Origin of the sequence: Clostridium felsineum DSM 794, assembly GCF_002006355.2 — a bacterium.
Lineage (GTDB): Bacteria > Bacillota > Clostridia > Clostridiales > Clostridiaceae > Clostridium_S > Clostridium_S felsineum.
On sequence record NZ_CP096980.1, the window covers coordinates 13,978 to 32,753 of the forward strand.

Genomic DNA, 18,776 nt, shown 5'->3' on the forward strand with positions numbered 1-18,776 from the left:
ATCAATGTGAATATTATGTTTTTGTTTATAATAAAAATATCACTTTACTATGGAAATGTCAACATTTTTTAACACTATGATACGTAATTTAATTATTTAGTTACATTTAATCAAATTATTCATGTGAAAATGCAAAAGTATGATGTAATAACTCTCTAAAAGTAAAACAGGTGTAAAACTAAATCAATTAGTTTTGCACCTGTCTATATCAATACCTTTCTATTTTTCCCTTAATAATTATCATATTTTCTGTTTTTACCTTACACTTTTTTAAATCAAGGTCTCCTGTGCTTTTAATTTTATCGTTTATAACCAGCTGTTCAAAACCTTTTTGAGATAAATTTAACTTTTCACGCAAAACAGAAGATAATTTAATTTGAGATGCATATTTGCTTTTTATGTTAAGCTCTACACAAGTTTCAAAATTAATATCTTCTCCTACTATTTTATACTTTGGAAGTCCAAACTCCCCGCCATTCTTCTGTATTAATTCTAAGTTCATGGCATAACTTTCAGCCAGCTTTTCATCATTACAATAAAATCCCTCCAACAATTTTGAATCGATACTTTTGGGGTTTATCCTAGAATAGATGGTCATATTCCAGGTAAAATTACAATTTGAACATTTATAGATTAACCATACATCTAAATATTTGCGCTGAGCATTTACACGAAATAAATCCGAACAAATATATTCTGTTTTCTTACCACACTTTTTACAATATTTAATTGTAGGTGGTGGGGATATATACTGCAATTCCCACGTTACCTTTTTCACTTAAATTACTCCTTCCTATTAAAATTTAATAGGAAGGATAACTGGTGGATTATCACAAGTATTTCTCATGTTTTGCCTCCTTAGTACGTTTATGTATAAATGATATCATTTGAAAACAAAAAGCTAAACCTCGAAGATAATTAGTAAAAGAAAATGAGCCAGTACAATATTAATCTTGTACTAACTCATTATTATTTCAAAGCATAATTTAATTTTTGTTACTATTAAGCCACTTTGAAGCTTCTATTGCATAATAAGTTATTATCATATCTGCTCCTGCTCTCTTAATTGACAAAAGTGACTCTAGGGCTATAGCCTTTTCATCTATCCATCCCATTTTAGCTCCTGCTTTTATCATAGCATATTCACCACTAACACTATAAGCTGCAACCGGAACATTAAATCTTGTCTTTGCAGTTTTAACCACATCTAAATAAGACAATGCCGGTTTAACCATTATTATGTCTGCCCCTTCTTTTATATCATCTTCAATTTCAAGAATAGCTTCTCTTTCATTTGCAGGGTCCATTTGATAGCTTTTTCTGTCTCCAAATTTAGGTGCTGAATCAGCGGCATCTCTAAATGGACCATAAAAAGCAGAACAATACTTAGCACTGTATGCCATTATTGAAACATTCTTATAGCCATTGTCATCAAGAACAGTTCTAATTTCTTCAATTCTACCATCCATCATGTCTGAAGGTGCGATCATATCTGCTCCTGCCTTTGCATGTGAAAGGGCTATTTTACCTATATAATCTAAAGTTTCATCATTATCAACATAACCATCGTGTATTATTCCACAATGACCATGACTTGTGTACTCACACATACAAACATCTGTTATTATAAATAAGTCCTTATCAATTTCTCTTATCTTTCTTATTGCTTTTTGAATTATGCCATTATCATCAAAGGCAGAAGAACCTACTTCGTCCTTATGATCTGGTATACCAAATAAAATGATACCTTTAACTTTTGCAGCATTAATTTCTGAAATAGCCTCTGGAAGCCTGTCTAAAGAATAATGATAATTATTAGGCAGCGATGAAATTTCTTTTTTTATATTTTGTCCCTCAACTACAAAAAGTGGATATATAAAATCATCAGAGCTTAAGGTTGTCTCTCTCACCATATCCCTTATATAGCTATTTTTTCTTAGTCTTCTATGTCTTCTAAACATTGCCTTGCCTCCTAAATTATAATTTTCTCATAACACTTAAAAATTTCTCTATATCATCTTCTGTGTGCTTTACACCTAAAAACATTGCCTCAAACTGAGAAGGTGGTACATACACACCATTTCTTATCATATGTTCTGCAAACCTTGAAAACATTTTTGTATCTGAAGCTTTTGCATTACTATAGCTTTTAACTTCACCTAATTTTGTGAAGAATACTGTCATCATATTTACACATCTATTTACTACTAAATCAATTCCTTTTTCCTTTGAGATTTCTAGTATCCCATCTTCAAGAAGGCTGCCCAGTTTATCCATATGGCTATAATACTTTGGGTTTTCATGCAGTTTTTTAAGTGATGCATAACCTGCTGCCATTACCACTGGATTTCCTGACATAGTTCCTGCTTGATATACTGGACCAAGTGGTGATAATTGTTCCATTATCTCTCTTCTTCCACCATAAGCTCCTGAAGGGAAGCCGCCACCCATTATCTTTGCAAAGGTTGTAAGGTCTGGTTTTACACCGTATATGCTTTGAGCTCCTTTATATGCAACTCTAAAACCTGACATGACTTCATCAAATATGAGTATAGTTTTATTCTTTGTACATACTTCTCTAAGCTTAACTAAAAACTCTTTAGCAGCTGGTATAACTCCCATATTTCCTGCAACTGGCTCTATTATTACAGCAGCTATCTCATCCTTGTGCTTATTAAATAATGCCTCAACACTTTCTATGTTGTTGTATTCCGCTATAAGAGTATTCTCTATACTTCCTTTTGGAACTCCTGGTGACCCTGGTATATTTTGCGTCAAAACACCTGAGCCTGCTTCTACTAAGAATCCATCAAAATGGCCATGATAGCAGCCTGCAAATTTTATTATCTTATCACGTCCAGTATAACCTCTTGCAAGTTTTACTGCACTCATAGTAGCTTCTGTACCAGAATTAACCATTCTAATCATATCTACATTATCAACTGTACTGCATATATATTTAGCAAGCCTAAGCTCTAACTCTGTAGGTGCTCCAAATCCAACACCCTTTTCTAAAACTTCTCTTACACTATTTAAAATATCCTCATTTTTATGGCCTAAAATCATAGGTCCCCAAGCCTCTACAAAGTCAATATACTCTTTTCCATCCTCATCAAAAATATGTGAAGCTTCACCTGATTTTATTATAGGTGGATCTATATTTAAATCTCCATATGCTCTTACCGGGCTATTAACTCCCCCTGGCATATACTTTTTAGATTCCTCAAAAATTTCTTTATTTCTCATCAATTAAACACTCCCTAATTATTGCATCCTCACTACATTCACTGCATGTAGAATATTCCGCATTAATTTTATCTAGTTCTTGTCCTGTTATGGGGCCTATTGCAATTATTTTCTTTTCACATATAGCCATTTCTCCAAAAATAGCTATCATGTTCTTAACTGTTGAAGGGCTTGTAAATATTATAGTATCTACATTTGAAAAAGCCTTCTTGTCATGAACCGTTCCTTCAATTGTTTCATATATAAAACATTCATCTACATTGCAACCCAAAGTTAAAAGCTCTTCCTTTATATATTTTCTGGAATTTTTACTTCTAGGAATAAATATATTATGTTCTTTTTTTATAATTCCTTTAATATCCTCAAAAAGACTTTCTCCAGTATGCTTTCTAGATATTATTTCAGGAACAATTCCCCTATTTTTAAGAGCCTTAGCTGTGGCATTTCCTATAACAGCAAACTTAGACTTTATTTTTCTTACATCATAGTCCTTTGATATAAGATAATCAAACAAAATATTCACTGCATTAACGCTAGTTAAAATTATATATTCATATTCAGATACTTTATCCAAATACTTATCTAAGTTTGAAGCAGTACTTTTTATTTCTATTGAGTGAACCTCTGTAACCTCTGCTCCTAAATCAATAAGTTTTTTTCTCATAACTTCACTTTGATTTTTAGCTCTGGTTATACATATATTTTTTCCAAAGAGAGGTTTTTTCTCATACCAATCAAGCTTTTCATTGAAATTAATAACATCTCCAACTACTATTATACATGGAGAGGTTATTTTAGCTTCTTCACATTTACTCTTTATATCAACAAGTGTTCCTACTGCTTTTTTCTGAAGACTAGTAGTTCCTCTCATAACCACCGCACATGGTGTATTAGAGTTCATTCCATTCTCCATTAATTTCTTTGTTATATTATCTAGCTGTCTATAACCCATTAAAAATATAAGTGTACCATCAATTTTAGCCGCTGCTTCAAAGTTTATATCGTCATCGTTTGCAGTTTTTGCTGTAAATACATGAAAGCTTCTAGCTACCTTTCTATGTGTTACAGGAATTCCTGCATAGTTTAACACTGCTACAGGTGACGTAACTCCGGGAACAACCTCAAACTCTATATTTTCCTTAAGAAGACTTAATGCCTCTTCGCCTCCCCTTCCAAATATATAGGGATCTCCACCTTTTATTCTTCCAACAATGTGTCCTTCCTTGGCTAACTTTACTATCATTTCATTTATTTCATCTTGAGTTTTATAGTGACATCCAGGCTCTTTTCCACAATAGTAAACTTCACAGGTTTCATTTAAGTATTTTAATATTCCTTGTCCTACTAGCCTATCATAAAGTACAACTGTACATTCTTTAATCCTTCTTATTGCCTTTAAAGTTATTAGTTCTTCTTCTCCAGGACCTGCTCCTATTATATAAGCCTTAACTTTATTTTTCATTGCCTTCCTCCAAAATATTTTGTGCAAGTGTTTCTCCCAATTTTACATAATCATCTATATCTCCACTTACAGCTTTCTTTATCCTTTTTCCATTAACTTCGTAAAATCCTAGCACTTTCATTTTTCCGTTTACTATTTCAGCATAGGCTCCAAGGGTAGAATGACAGTCACCATTTAATGCTTTCATAAAGCTTCTCTCTGCTTCAACACATTTTCTACTTTCAGCATTATTAAGCTTTCTAAATAGGTCTGCATTTTTATTATCTTTCTTTATCTCTATTCCAAGCGCACCCTGTCCAACCGCTGGAATCATTTCTTCTATAGAAAAATAGTCTGTAATTATATTTTCCATGTTAAGTCTCTTAAGCCCTGCTGCTGCAAGTATTATGCCATCTAGTTTTTCTTCTTCCATCTTCCTAAGCCTAGTTTGAACGTTACCTCGTATAGGCACAACTTTTATATCATCTCTAAGCATTTTGAGCTGGGCTGCTCTTCTATTGCTACTAGTTCCTATAACTGCACCATTTTTTAGATCTTTAAAATGAACCCCTTCTCTAGCTACAAACACATCTCGTACATCATTCTTTAAAGTAACTGCTGCTATTTCAAACATATCTGGCACCTCAAACGGAACATCCTTCATACTATGAACTGCCGCGTCAGCATCGCCCTTTAAAAGAATTTTTTCTATGTCCTTTATAAAGAGACCTTTTCCACCTATATCGGCTAATGATTTATCAAGAATTTTATCTCCTAAAGTATCCATTAACAGCTTCTCACTTGAAATTTTATATTTATTCTCTAATAAATCCATTACAAGTTCTGTTTGTACCTGTGCAAGCTTGCTTTTTCTTGTTGCTATAATAAGCTTCATTCTACATTTCTCCCTATTTATAATTCTCTATAAAATATTTGAAGTACTATATCCGCTTTTCCTTTATTATAAAAGAAATAAAAATCATCTGAGCAAATAAAACTCATAACTTCTCTTTTGCTACTTACTTTAATTTTATTTCTTATCTTTGCTGTATATTCTGAAAAATCCTCATACTTTTTAAGATACATCATAGCTTTATCTAAAATGTATTTTGAAGTTTTGGGACTCTTCTCATTTGTTTTAATTGAAAGAGAAAATACTCTTGAAGCCTTTTGATAAGGAACAATATATAATCCTTGTTCTGGCTCACTACAATCCATATAAAGCTTATTTATATCATCACAATCCTGTCTTATAATTTCATTTAGTTTTAAGTCATTTGTAGCTATAACTACCAAGTGATGCTCTTTTATATATTCCTTTTTATATTCACCTTGGATTAATTTTATATTAGAGAGATCTTCAAGGTTTTTAAGTTCTTTTATGAAAGCTTTGGAAACCACAGTTATTGAGCATCCTCTTTTTATAAAGTTTTTCACTTTTATATATGCTGCATTTCCGCCCCCAACAACTAAAAGCTTAATTTTATGTGAAATTAGTGATATAAAGGAATTTTCTAATTCTCTTTCTGAAATATCTTTCTTATTATCTTTAAGCAATCCTCTCCACGCCCCTTTAATTGCTCCTCTTTAAGTACTTCTATAGCTCTATTTATATAGGCATCTGACGTACTTTTTATCATGGTGTGTGCTAAGAGATCATTATCCTTTGTGGCCTTTTTATTTTTAAAGCTCTCGTACCTTTTTTTGTATATACTTTCACCATATTTCTTCATTTCTATAATATCAGGAACTATTTCTTTAAGCTTTTTCCAATTATAAAATTGTAATAAATACTTATCCATTATATATCTATTTTCTATCATTATTTCTTTTCTCTTGTGCTTATTATCGTTATCTATTATACTTATTTGATCTATATCGTATATTTCAATATTGTTTCTGCTATATAAAGAATCCTCAACATCTCTTGGAACTGCTAAGTCAAAAATGGTGAACTCTTTTTCCGGAAGCTCATTTTCCCATATTACGGGATGTGGTGCTGATGTACAGGAAATCATACATTCTACATCTTCATAGTAATTATTCTTTTCATGGAAGGATACAACCCTTACCCTATCATCATCTATATTTACAACAGCTTTATTTCTGACAACAATATATAAAATATCAAAAGCACCTGATAATATATATTTACAAACTAAAGAGCCTACATCTCCAAAACCCAAAACCATAAATCTTTTTAAATTGTTTTTTCTACCCTCATTAACTGCTATTGATGCCGAAGATACAGGAATTCTATTAAGCTTAGCTCCTGTTCTAAACTCCTTTCCGCAGGTTATCACAAGCTGAAAAAGCTTTTTTAATTCACTTTCTACTGTCTTAGCTTTTAGTGCTGTATTATATGCATTTTTTACTTGTCCTAATATTTGATCCTCTCCTAAAATAAGAGAATCAAAACCGCACGAAACCTCCATTAAGTGATTTATAGCTTCATCTCCTTCATAATAAAAGAAATTATCTAGAGATGCACTATTCCATCCTAATTTATAAAAAATTTCATTTATAATTTGCTCTTTATCCTTATTGCTATTAAAATATATTTCCGTCCTATTACATGTACTTAATATAACAACTTCATGACATACTTCCTTTAAAAGTATATCTTTATCTTCTATTCTCTTTTCTATTATTGAAAATTTTTCTCTCACTTCAACCTTTAAATCTTTTTTTAACCCTAAAAGCTGTATCATAAATTTCCGCAATAAATTAATTTAAAGCGGTCTCCCTCCTAGCCTTTATATATTGTACTAAACCTATCTACATTATATACTTTGAGAAGTTAATAAACAACCGCATATAATGCCCTTTAATATAAGTTTAGGGAAATCGATATATTGATTTCCCTAAACTTTATTATACTAGATATTTATTTATGATACTTTTAGCTTTCTTATCATTATTTTCAATCCAGCTATAAAACTCCTCTTTATCTTCATGAACACTTACTGCAAGCTCATACAACAACTCAGGTACCTTTTCCTTTAAAACATCTCCTACATAGTCTCCAAGTCTTGTTTCTGTACTCTTTAACTTTCCATTAAGATGTAATTCAAAAGCATCTTTAACTTCTTCATCTACTCTCTTCTTTTTGCCGCAAAAGCCTATGGTTCCTATTTCATGACAGCCACAAGAATTGGTACATCCAGATATACGAATTGATGGAAGTACATCATACCCAAAATTCTTATCTTCAAAGTATTTCAATACACTTTTTAACGTATCTTGACTATCTAAAAGTCCGATTTGGCAAGTAGGTACACCTATACACGCAGTTGAATATTGGAGTTTTGTATTGCCTCCTATATGCTCTGTTAATGCAAGAATTTTTTCAGCTTCATCTCCATTTAAATTCCTTACATAGAAGCCTTCTGTCATTGATGTTCTTATTTCCACATCTTCAATATTCTTTGTAGCTTCTAGAATATTTTCTAAATCAGAAGTTTTAAGAATTCCCCCAACTGGATGAACGTAAACACTGTATAGCCCTTCTTGCTTTTGGCTTATAAGTCTCTTATTTTCTACCTTAGCCTCTGAACCTACTTTTTCATAAGCTTTTTTATCTATGTTTAAATCAAGTTTTTCTTCTTTCTTTACTTCTGATAAATACTTACTGTAACAATCTACAAAAGCTTCTTCTCCCATTCTATCTAGTATATATCTTATACGAGCTCTTGACTTATTTTTGTAGTCTCCCTCGTTTATAAATAGTCTTGTCATAGCCTCTACATGGTACAAAACATCCTTTGGCTCTATAAGCTCTTTATATGGTGCCGCAACTTTAGAATCCCTTCCAAGTCCTCCGCCTATATATACCCTAAAATATTCATGGTTATTTTCTTTAACTGCTAAAAATCCAAGATCCGCAACAGTTGCATGTCCCATGTCTTCAATGCTGCTTGAGAAGGCTACCTTTAATTTTCTAGGAAGCTTGTACGTATGTATTTTCTGCATAAAATGCCTTCCTACTTCTGATGCGTAAGGTGATACATCAAAGGCTTCTTCCTTATCCACTCCACTTAAAGGTGAAATTGCAACATTTCTTGGGAAATTTCCTCCTGCTCCTCTTGTGTACAGTCCTTTTTTTATTCCTTCTTCCATCATATCACAGACAGCATCAATAGAAATGCCATGAAGTTGAATAGCTTGACGTGTTGTAAGATGAATTGAATTAAGTTCATATCTATTAGCAAAATCCCTAATAAGTTCAAGATTTTTTCTTGAGGCTATTCCAGATGGTATCCTAAATCTTATCATAAATTCTTTTCCGTTTCTATGAGCGTACACCCCCATACCACCTGAAGCTCCTTTAAAATCCATTTTACCTACTTTTCCATCTAAGAAATCATGTCCAAGCTTTCTAAAATCGTCAATCTCACTTAGTAAAACTTCATTTAATTCTTTCATATTATAATCTCCTACCTTATTTTCAGTATTTATTTGCACTGTTATTATAAATATAGTATACTTTGTTTCAATCAATAAGTATAATATGCATTTTTTATTATACCTATTAGTATTCGTTATAGGTGGTGAATTTCTTGATAGAAGAATTAAAAACCTTTATTGCTGTGGTAGATAAAAAAAGCTTTACTAAGGCAGCAAAGGCTGTAAACATATCACAACCAGGAGTAAGTCTTCATATATCTCATTTAGAAAAATACTTTGGCACAAAGCTAATAGAACGTTCTAACAAGCAACGTAATATTTTCGTTACGAGTACTGGAAAAATACTCTACACACGTGCAAAACAAATGTTATCACTTTTAAATGAAACAAAAGAAGAACTTAATAGTTACATGGATTCTCCTTCAGGTACATTAAAGGTAGGTGCTAGTATGACTATAGGTGAATTTATACTTCCCAAAATGCTAGGAGATTTTATAAAAGAATATCCTAATATTAAAGTAGAGGTTACTATAGAAAATACAAAACACGTGTATAATAAATTTAAAAACTATGATATTGATATAGCTTTAATTGAAGGTACTGTTCCTCTAGAGAACTACACCCTAAAAAATTTTTACAAGGACACCATGGTAGTGGTTTGTCCAAATTCTTTTAAATATAATAAAAATGTTAAATTAAATAAATTCTTATCTAATCAAACCTGGATACGTAGAGAAGAAGGTTCTGGAACTGGTGAAAATTTAAATACCTTTTTAAATATTCAAAATATCTACCCTAAAAATATAATAATTTTGGGAAGTAATTATGCAATTAAACAAGCAGTAATAAACAATTTGGGAATTACTCTTATTTCTTCACTTGTAGTAATGGAGGATATACAAAGTAAAGCTTTAAAAATAATTCCCACAAAAACAGCATATCATCGATATTTTTCATATTTATGTCATGAAAAGAGTTTGTCAAAAGCAGCTGAACTTTTTATAAACAAATTAAATAATCTATGATTTTTTTACTGCCTTAACTATCAATGCTAAAATTCCTGATGTTATAAGTGGACCTACTGGAACTCCCCCTAAAAAAGCCGCTGCTGCTACAGAACCTAAAATAAGTGATGGCATAACATCACTATGCCCTTGAACTGTCAGATACTTAAGCCCCACTCCACTCAAATATGTGGTTAAGAAGGATAAAATAAGTGCAGTTATTCCAACAAAAGAAGTTAAATTATTTTTTATATCCACACTTTTTATATTTCCCTCTGCAATAGGTATAAGTATTGCTGCTATAAGTATAACTAATCCCCAAAACATTCCCTTGCTATTTAAATAAGGATAAATATACTTATCCACACCAAGAAGTTTAATAATTAATAAAAATGCTACTGAAATAGATACTGAAGTAGCCTTTCCTAATATTGATATACCAAGTATTACTACTAGAATTATATTAGCTTCCAATCCAATCATTCCTCAACAAGCTTACATTAATTATTATGCAAATTTTTATAATATATTCAAAGTTATCCACAGGCTTAAATTTTTTTAGGATTTTATCAACATTATCCACAGGGTATTGTCAATAACTATTTTTTATTTTTTGACTTTTTGCACAATATAGTAATTTAAGGGTGTTTTAAAAATGATATTAATTCATTTTTAAAACACCCTTATGTAACACAATTTTAGTTTAAAGTTGCCCCTATTTAACTTTTACTAATTGTATTAAAGCCCCCTATAATTATCTACTATTCGTTTGAAGGATTTTCTTTAATCCAGCTCATCATACTTCTAAGTCTCTTTCCTACTTTTTCTATTTCTCTATCTGCTTCTATTCTTCTTCTAGCATTGAATGCTGGTCTTCCAGTTTGGTTTTCAAGTAACCAGTTCTTAGCAAAAGTTCCATCTTGAATTTCAGTAAGAACCTTCTTCATTTCTGCTTTTACGCTGTCATTTATTAATCTATTTCCTACAACGTAATCTCCGTACTCAGCAGTATCACTAATTGAATATCTCATTCTAGCCATGCCGCCTTCGTACATTAAGTCAACTATCATTTTCATTTCATGGAAACACTCAAAATATGCATTTTCAGCTGAATATCCAGCTTCTCTTAATGTTTCATAACCTGCATTGATAAGTGCACAAATTCCACCACAAAGTACTGCTTGTTCTCCAAATAGATCTGTTTCTGTTTCAATTTTAAAGGTAGTATTCATAACTCCACCTTTAGTTCCGCCAATTCCTTTACCATAAGCTAAAGCTATTTCCTTACCCTTACCAGTATAATCTTGATATACTGCATAAAGACAAGGAACTCCTCCACCTTCTGTATATTGTCTTCTAACAATATGTCCTGGTCCCTTTGGCGCTATCATAAGTACATCTACATTCTTAGGTGGTACTATTTGATTATAGTGTATATTAAAACCATGAGCGAAGAATAATGCATCTGAATCATCAAGATTATCCTTAATGCTCTCTTCGTATATTTTCTTTTGTTTTTCATCTGGCAATAGGATCATTATAACCTGTGCTTGTTTAACAGCATCTGCTACTTCATAAACTTTAAATCCATAATCTTCTGCAACTTTCCATGATTTACTGCCTTTATATAATCCAACAATTACATTAAGTCCACTTTCTTTTAGATTTAATGCATGAGCATGTCCTTGGCTTCCAAAACCAATAATAGCTATTTTTTTATCCTTTAAATAATTTAAATCTGCATCTTCATCATAATAAACTTTTAACTCTTCCATTGTTATTCCTCCTAAAATATTATTTATAATAATTTGTTAATGTTGTACATATTATCGTCCTTCAATTGCATAAAAATTATGACAATTGAAATTTTGCGAATATTCCGTATGTTTGAATTGCACAAACCTTACAGAACTAAAATTAATTTATGTATTTATAATTATATATATAAAAAAACGGCCAAAATTCTCTGCTTGGGGCGAGAATTATTGGTCGCGCGGTACCACCCAAATTTTTTACTTAATATAATAACGGCTTAAACCGGTAAAAGTCTACTAATTTCAACTTACGACTCTAAGGCGATTTTCAATAGCTATATTTATGAGCTCTCACCACCGCTCACTCTCTGGAAAATACTCACTATTTACTCTTCCTCTTCATTGTCTTTACACTTTAATATTATTTTTTTAATTGCTTACGAATATTTACTGTATGTGACGATAATAATACCTAATTGATTTAATGTCAATGGTTTTTTTATTTTTTTGTCATAATATTTGTTTATTATATAAAATAATGATAATTTACTAATTTGAAAACCATTTCTCATAACTTTTTTTAATAACAATATCTTATAAATATAAGTAAATTTTTTCAAAATTATAAGTATAATATTTATTTTAAAGTTCCAAATTCGTATCCTTGAGATCTTAAATATTCAATAATATTTGGAAGTGCCTTTGCAGTTTCTTCCTTACCATAGGTATCATGCATAAGAATAACTATTTTTTTCTTTCCATAAGAAGTCCTCTTAACATTTTCAAGTAATTGCTGTGCGTTTTTGGGTTTTCCCTCAGCATCAAAATCATAACAATTCCAATCTATATCAACAATTCCTTTATCCCTAAATGCCTGTTCTAGTTGATTTAAATTCACATCGTGTGTATGTACCCTTGTCATTCTTCCACCTGGTATTCTTACAAGCCTAGTATTGAAGTCTTGTCCTAAAACAGTCTTTAGTACTAGATTTGTCGCATCAATTTGTGAAATGAATAATGGTACATTGGTACTGTTGTTTGGAAATAACTCCTCTGGTTTATGATTGTATGTATGATTACCGATAGAGTTACCATCATAGAATGTTCTTCTAACAAGATCTTTAGACTCATCATTTAATTGTACATTGGAACCTATTAAAAAAAATGTTGCATTTATATTATTTTGTTCTAATGTATTTAATATTTTTGGGGTAACTGTTGTTGATGGTCCATCATCAAAGGTTAAATATGCTATTTTCTTTTCGTCATTTTTATATATTTCTTCAATGGGTGTTCCCACATTGCTTCTTCGATTTTCTAGTGTTTTTATAGAATCACGTGCACTTGTTACTATCATATATCTCTTCTGAAAATTTTTAGAGCTATACGCTAAATCTTTATACGACACGCTTTTGCCCTTTATTACCATTGCCTCTATTATAAATGCTACGGATAATACAATAAGAACTATACCTAATATCCAACCCTTGGGGATTCTTTTTTTCTTTTTTCTTCTCCTCATTAAAACTTCTCCTTATTTATGAGACAGTACTTCGCTTAACATTAATATTTTACAATGTTTTGTTGCTTTCCATCAAGCCAACTAAGTATATTCTCAAAGGTTATATGTGCTCTTCTTACCATTGCTTCTTTTGTAGCAAAACCTATATGTGGTACTAATACTGTATTTTTTGCTTTTAAAAGACCATAATCTAAATCAAGTGGCGGTTCTTTATCAAAAACATCAATTCCAGCTCCTTTTATATCTCCTTTTTCTAAAGCCTGTGCAAGGGCTTTACTATCAACAATAGGACCTCTTGCTACATTTATTAAAATTGCCGTATTTTTCATTAATTTAATTTCTTCTTTACCTATTAAACCTTTTGTCTCTGGCGTTTGAGGAATATGAATTGAAACAACGTCACTTTGGGATAATAATTCGTTTAATGTAACATATTCAACTCCAATACTTTTTAATTCCTCTTTCTCACTTCTATTATATGCAATAACTTTGCAGCCAAAGGCCTTTGCAATTTTACAAACTGAAGCTCCTATTAAGCCTGTACCTATTACTCCAAATGTTTTTCCACTTAAATCATTTTGGGAAAAGCCATCTTTGGTTTTTCCACTTCTTGTATTTTTATCTAAAGGCACTATATTTCTTAATACAGAAAAAACAAGTCCAAAGGTTAATTCTGTAACTGATTCTGTACTGTATCCAGATGCGTTTGAAACTGCAATCTCTTTATTTTTTAATCCCTCTAATTCAACATGATCAACACCTGTAAACGCTATAGACATCATTTTTAATTTACTATCAGAATTTATTACCTCTGCTTTAAGTGGCATATTTGCAAGTACTATTACCTCTGAATCCTTCACTCTTGCTTTTAAAATATTTTTATCCGTAGTCTTTTCATTGTATACTACAATCTCATGTCCTCTATCTGTGATTGGTTTTGCTATTTCTCTAATTTCGCTTTCGCTAAGTCCTAAAGGTTCAATAACTGAAATTTTCATACAAACACCTCTATATTAATGTTTTTTTAATAATTCTTTTGGTATATGGCAGTAACCATTTGGATTTTTATCTAAATATTTTTGATGGTATTCCTCAGCATCATAAAAGTTTTTTAAAGGTAAAATCTCTGTAACAATAGGCGCTTCATATTTTTCTTGCTCTTTAGCTTTATATTCCTTTATGACCTTTTCATCATCCTTATCAAAATAATAAATACCTGTACGATATTGAGTTCCTTCATCATGACCTTGTCTGTTCTCTAGTGTTGGATCTACTACTTTAAAGTACGCTTCAAGTAAATTTTCAAGCTTCACCTTATTACTATCATATTCTAAAAAACAAGCTTCGGCATATCCTGTCTTGTCCGTACATACCTCGTCATACGTTGGATTTTCAGTATCTCCATTTGCATACCCTACTTTAGTATTTAAAACTCCTTCTATTGTATTGAAATATGCTTCAACACCCCAAAAACATCCTCCTGCAAATACTATCTTTTTCACATTAATCCCCTCCAATTTTTATATTAAACTACATTTTTTTATATTACAACTTTATATATTATTTATTATTACCCTAATGAGAATATTATTTTCAAAAACACAGTGACATCTAAAAATTTTCTCACTTAACATTGTATTAAAATACTTAGGTATATTGGATGCAATACCTGTATTTTCAGGATCCATTATCCAAGATATCTTCTTCCAATCTAAAATACCTTCTCTTGTCTTTATCGGTACTGGATAATCATATTGAGCAGGAATCTCCTTCATAAAAAGGTACATTCCTTCAATTCCTTTATCTCCATCATCCCATGTAACCATGCCCTTATAATCTACATCTTCAAACTTCATTCCAGTCTCTTCATGTATTTCCCTAACTATACATTCCTCCGGTGTTTCACTTTCTTTTAACTTTCCTCCAACACCATTCCAGCTCCCCATCCAACTAGGCTTTTCCCTATTTAAAAGAAGAACCTCTTCTCCACGTTTTATAAAACATATAGTGTATTTAAGCTTTTTCACCCTTTTAGTCCCCCTGAACATTATAAAGTACTTTTTCTAATACACATAAAATAGTGCTTATCTGCAAAACCACCAAATAAACACATATTTTTCACACTTTTCTATATTATCATTAATTTTACTTACAGTATTTAAAAAATAAAAATTCTTTATAAAACAAAAAGATTGGCACTATACCAATCCACAATATGTTATAAGATCTCTTGACCTATGTCAAGTAAGTTAGCAAAAATATATGAGAGAGAGTCTCCTAGGCAAATCTAGGTATGTATCTCAATTACTTTAATGATACCATTAAAATTTCATTTTATCAACATATTTTTCATTTTTTATTCTATAATTATGCACATTTTTATTAATTTATTACACCTTTATAGAAATTTTTAACTTAGAATTCAGTATTTTATTAACAAAATCACTGTTTAAAGTAGCAACATGCCTTCCCAATCTAGCTTTAGATACAACTTTAATCTGTTCACATAAAATTGTTCCTGTTATTTTATTTACTTCTCCATGTACTAACTTGTAGTCACCTGGTCTTAATTCTATATGAGTTGATATCTTCTTGGGTCTATTAGAAATTGGTACTATTATTGTTGTTGGTCCTTTTTCATTTCCAGTATCATTTTGTATAATTATTGCTGGTCTTATCTTATTTTCTTCCGAACCAATATTCTCACCAAGTTGACAAGTCCATATCTCTCCACGCTTTGGTATAGTTCCATAACTTGCTTCTACATTATTATTAATAGCAATTTTGTCATTTGCCCACTTTATGTACTCATAAATCTCTTTAAGATTATATGCTTTCTTCTTGAGATTTTGTATTTGACCATTATTAGATAACTTATCATTATTTAATTTAACATATAACTTTAGTTGCTGTTCAATTTCCTTTTTAGTATCTTTAATATAAGTCCGAATTTCAGCATCTTTCATATCTTTAATTCTAGTACTTTTCAAAAATAATCCTCCTTCCCCCTTTTACTTTTATGTATATCTTTATTTTTGAAAATTTTCTTTAAATTTATGTACAAAATTCTGAATATACAGTTTAAATTGCTTTAACTTTACAAAAACAGTTTTTATACCATATATTAAAATAACTTCAGTTTATTTTAATGCATATAGTATATATTATACCATAAATAACTCATGTAAAATATTAGCAAGATACTATTTATGAAATTTATTTTTGAAATTCTATAAAAAATATAAAAACCTGAATACTTAACCTAAAATTATTTGTTAAATATCCAAGTTTTTATATTTTCCAAATAAATAAATTTAATGTGCTGTTAAAATAATTGTTTATTCAATTAAGCCACAAAATATTAGGAACATACTCTTCACTGCTCATTCTAATCAGACTATAAGCTAATCCAACAACACCATTTAAAAGCGCTATATTTTCATTTGCATATGTAATTTCCTTATTTATAAGTGGTCTTATTTCTTTCCAAACAAAATCATTAAACGTTTTTATGCAGCTATTTTCAAGCTTCTCATCTTTTAAAATTGCTGCTGTATATTTCAATGCATCTATACACCATATTTCATTACAATACGAAATGCTGTTTCCAAAACCGTTCTTTATAATATACTTAGTAAACTCCTCAATTTCTTCATCTAGATTCGTATATTCAAAATTTATATTTTTTAAAATTGCTCTTCCCATAAGTGACATAAGCATCCTTATATCCCATTTAACAAAATGATCGCTATGCTTTAATTTTTGAATACTCAGTATTTCTTTAATATACTTTTTTAGTTTTTCATCTCCTGTTACTTCTAATAATTTAACTAAAATAAATAGTATACTGTCATTTAAGAACACACTATTTAATTCTAACTTCTTAGAATTTATTCTTTTAATTACAAGTTCCCTGCATAGATTAATTAAATTTAATACCATATTATGAAGTTTATCTGAAATATAATTATCTTTGTATATGCGTATAAGAACACCTAATGCTCCACATATACCATTACTTATATCTATTTCTTTGCTTTTTTGAACCAATATGTAAAGAGATTTTATACCATTTTCAACGGCATCCTCCAAATGCATGTTATGTGTAATTTTGTATATATTCCATATAACATATATTTCTCCTGCTATTCCTCTATAAGCTCCTATATTAACATTATTATTATTATTTAAATTATTAATATGATTTACAGAGTTTTGAATAGACTCTATGGCTACAGTTTTAAAATATTCCTTACCTGTTACAAGACCTAAATAAGCAAAAAATAATGCCACTCCACTACTTCCATCCATAAAACTGCATCCTAATGGTGATAATGAATAGCACTGATTTTTTTCATCACTTATAGTACTTATCCAAGTTCTACTTGTAACAAAATCCTTAACGCCTATAATTCCTCTTTTAATCATATGTTCTCCAAAGTCATTAGCCATACTTATGCAGTAACTTCTATCTATTGTTTCTTTTTTATCACTAAATGAAAAATTTATTTTTGTTTTTGAAATCTTTACTCCACTAAATCTTATGTCTAAAAAATATAATTGCCTTTTTAAGTCTTCTTTATTAAGTCCATACACATTAGTAATTATAGTTGATAATTGAAGAATATTATTTGATAATAACGGTTTCAAAAATTCGATTAATTCTAATTTATTACACATAACAATATTATACATATATTCAAAACCGCATTTTATGTTGTATATTTCTTCTTCTGTCACTTCCTTTTTACTTTCTGGTAAAAACTCTATATTATATACTGAATCCTTCACTATCTTTTCAGCTATTTCATTTGCTGAAAAATTAAAATTCGGTACTTCATTAGTTGAAGAAATCACATTCCTAATCCTATCTAATATCGGATTATTTTCCATATCAATTATATTATCACTTTTAAGCTTTTCACATCCTAATATATAAAGTATTAATAACAATTCTCCTGATTTAAAGTAGTAATCAAAAAGCTCATTTTTATTTTTGCAATCCACAGGCTTTACATATTCCGAGAAGCTGCATCCTTTTGAATACATTATTTTTTTCACATATAAACTATATTCCTTATCAACTTTTTTATTAGCCCACTCTATGAGCTTATTTATTATTTTCTCATCTTTCGATTCATACGATTGAAACACAATCTTTTCATTACTTGTAAAAGTTACTATAGCCCTTCCCTCCTTTATAAAATATTTTATTTCTCTAATTTCCAAATTTCTCTCAGTTTTTAGTAAATTACTCCTTATACTTCGAGTATTGTCCAATATTAAACTCTTTATTTTTGATATGGAAGTGAGCCTATTTTTATTTTTACTTATAAGTTCTCCAACTATGTCTTTACTTTTTAATTCCATGGCATCACATCCCTTTATTTGTAATGATGTAA

17 protein-coding genes and 1 other annotated feature are annotated in these 18,776 nt (G+C 30.2%); of the genes, 1 reads left to right on the forward strand and 16 read right to left on the reverse strand.

Features of this window, described 5'->3' with window-relative positions; translation table 11 throughout:
- Window positions 1-208: 208 nt before the first annotated feature.
- From CLFE_RS00085 to CLFE_RS00120, 8 genes are all read right to left on the reverse strand, one after another.
- Window positions 209-778: a DUF1062 domain-containing protein gene (locus CLFE_RS00085; RefSeq protein WP_077894284.1), complete on the reverse strand. Its 570-nt coding sequence runs from the start codon at window positions 776-778 to the stop codon at window positions 209-211.
- Between the two features lie 208 nt (window positions 779-986).
- Window positions 987-1,961, reverse strand: a complete 975-nt coding sequence (gene hemB / locus CLFE_RS00090; RefSeq protein ID WP_077894283.1) for a porphobilinogen synthase — start codon at window positions 1,959-1,961, stop codon at window positions 987-989.
- A gap of 16 nt (window positions 1,962-1,977) precedes the next feature.
- Window positions 1,978-3,246 (reverse strand): glutamate-1-semialdehyde 2,1-aminomutase, encoded by a 1,269-nt coding sequence (gene hemL / locus CLFE_RS00095; RefSeq protein WP_077894282.1) that lies wholly within the window; start codon window positions 3,244-3,246, stop codon window positions 1,978-1,980.
- A complete protein-coding gene (gene cobA / locus CLFE_RS00100) occupies window positions 3,236-4,708 on the reverse strand; it encodes a uroporphyrinogen-III C-methyltransferase (RefSeq protein WP_077894281.1) in 1,473 nt (490 codons plus the stop codon). Before cobA ends, hemL begins: the two co-directional genes overlap by 11 nt.
- Complete coding sequence (gene hemC / locus CLFE_RS00105) at window positions 4,698-5,582, reverse strand: hydroxymethylbilane synthase (protein ID WP_077894280.1); 885 nt, start codon at window positions 5,580-5,582, stop codon at window positions 4,698-4,700. Before hemC ends, cobA begins: the two co-directional genes overlap by 11 nt.
- A gap of 17 nt (window positions 5,583-5,599) precedes the next feature.
- Window positions 5,600-6,244 (reverse strand): NAD(P)-dependent oxidoreductase, encoded by a 645-nt coding sequence (locus CLFE_RS00110; RefSeq protein WP_077833275.1) that lies wholly within the window; start codon window positions 6,242-6,244, stop codon window positions 5,600-5,602.
- Window positions 6,202-7,398: a glutamyl-tRNA reductase gene (gene hemA / locus CLFE_RS00115; RefSeq protein WP_077894279.1), complete on the reverse strand. Its 1,197-nt coding sequence runs from the start codon at window positions 7,396-7,398 to the stop codon at window positions 6,202-6,204. Before hemA ends, CLFE_RS00110 begins: the two co-directional genes overlap by 43 nt.
- A gap of 163 nt (window positions 7,399-7,561) precedes the next feature.
- Entirely contained in the window at window positions 7,562-9,112 is a 1,551-nt protein-coding gene (locus CLFE_RS00120; protein ID WP_077894278.1) for a nitrite/sulfite reductase, read from the reverse strand.
- A gap of 134 nt (window positions 9,113-9,246) precedes the next feature.
- On the opposite strand from CLFE_RS00120, the gene CLFE_RS00125 reads away from it, so the two are divergent.
- Window positions 9,247-10,119 carry a LysR substrate-binding domain-containing protein gene (locus tag CLFE_RS00125; RefSeq protein WP_077833278.1) on the forward strand — a complete coding sequence of 291 codons (873 nt, stop codon included), beginning with the start codon at window positions 9,247-9,249 and terminating at the stop codon, window positions 10,117-10,119.
- On the opposite strand, the gene CLFE_RS00130 is transcribed toward CLFE_RS00125, so the two are convergent.
- The 8 genes from CLFE_RS00130 to CLFE_RS00165 form a co-directional block, all read right to left on the reverse strand.
- The gene (locus tag CLFE_RS00130; protein ID WP_077833279.1) at window positions 10,114-10,572 is read right to left on the reverse strand and encodes a DUF441 domain-containing protein; all 459 of its coding nucleotides are present in this window, start codon (window positions 10,570-10,572) and stop codon (window positions 10,114-10,116) included. The genes CLFE_RS00125 and CLFE_RS00130 overlap by 6 nt on opposite strands.
- A gap of 287 nt (window positions 10,573-10,859) precedes the next feature.
- Window positions 10,860-11,873, reverse strand: a complete 1,014-nt coding sequence (gene ilvC / locus CLFE_RS00135; RefSeq protein ID WP_077833280.1) for a ketol-acid reductoisomerase — start codon at window positions 11,871-11,873, stop codon at window positions 10,860-10,862.
- 193 nt (window positions 11,874-12,066) lie between these two features.
- Window positions 12,067-12,264 (reverse strand) — a binding site (T-box leader).
- Between the two features lie 225 nt (window positions 12,265-12,489).
- The gene (locus CLFE_RS00140) at window positions 12,490-13,374 is read right to left on the reverse strand and encodes a polysaccharide deacetylase family protein (RefSeq protein ID WP_077894277.1); all 885 of its coding nucleotides are present in this window, start codon (window positions 13,372-13,374) and stop codon (window positions 12,490-12,492) included.
- Window positions 13,375-13,415: 41 nt separating this feature from the next.
- A complete protein-coding gene (locus CLFE_RS00145; RefSeq protein WP_077894276.1) occupies window positions 13,416-14,372 on the reverse strand; it encodes a 2-hydroxyacid dehydrogenase in 957 nt (318 codons plus the stop codon).
- 15 nt (window positions 14,373-14,387) lie between these two features.
- Window positions 14,388-14,876: a peptide-methionine (S)-S-oxide reductase MsrA gene (gene msrA, locus CLFE_RS00150; RefSeq protein WP_077894275.1), complete on the reverse strand. Its 489-nt coding sequence runs from the start codon at window positions 14,874-14,876 to the stop codon at window positions 14,388-14,390.
- 51 nt (window positions 14,877-14,927) lie between these two features.
- A complete protein-coding gene (locus CLFE_RS00155; protein WP_077894274.1) occupies window positions 14,928-15,401 on the reverse strand; it encodes an NUDIX hydrolase in 474 nt (157 codons plus the stop codon).
- Between the two features lie 363 nt (window positions 15,402-15,764).
- Entirely contained in the window at window positions 15,765-16,364 is a 600-nt protein-coding gene (locus CLFE_RS00160; protein ID WP_077833285.1) for a type II toxin-antitoxin system PemK/MazF family toxin, read from the reverse strand.
- A gap of 352 nt (window positions 16,365-16,716) precedes the next feature.
- Window positions 16,717-18,744 carry a DUF4135 domain-containing protein gene (locus CLFE_RS00165; protein WP_077894310.1) on the reverse strand — a complete coding sequence of 676 codons (2,028 nt, stop codon included), beginning with the start codon at window positions 18,742-18,744 and terminating at the stop codon, window positions 16,717-16,719.
- Between the last annotated feature and the right edge of the window lie 32 nt (window positions 18,745-18,776).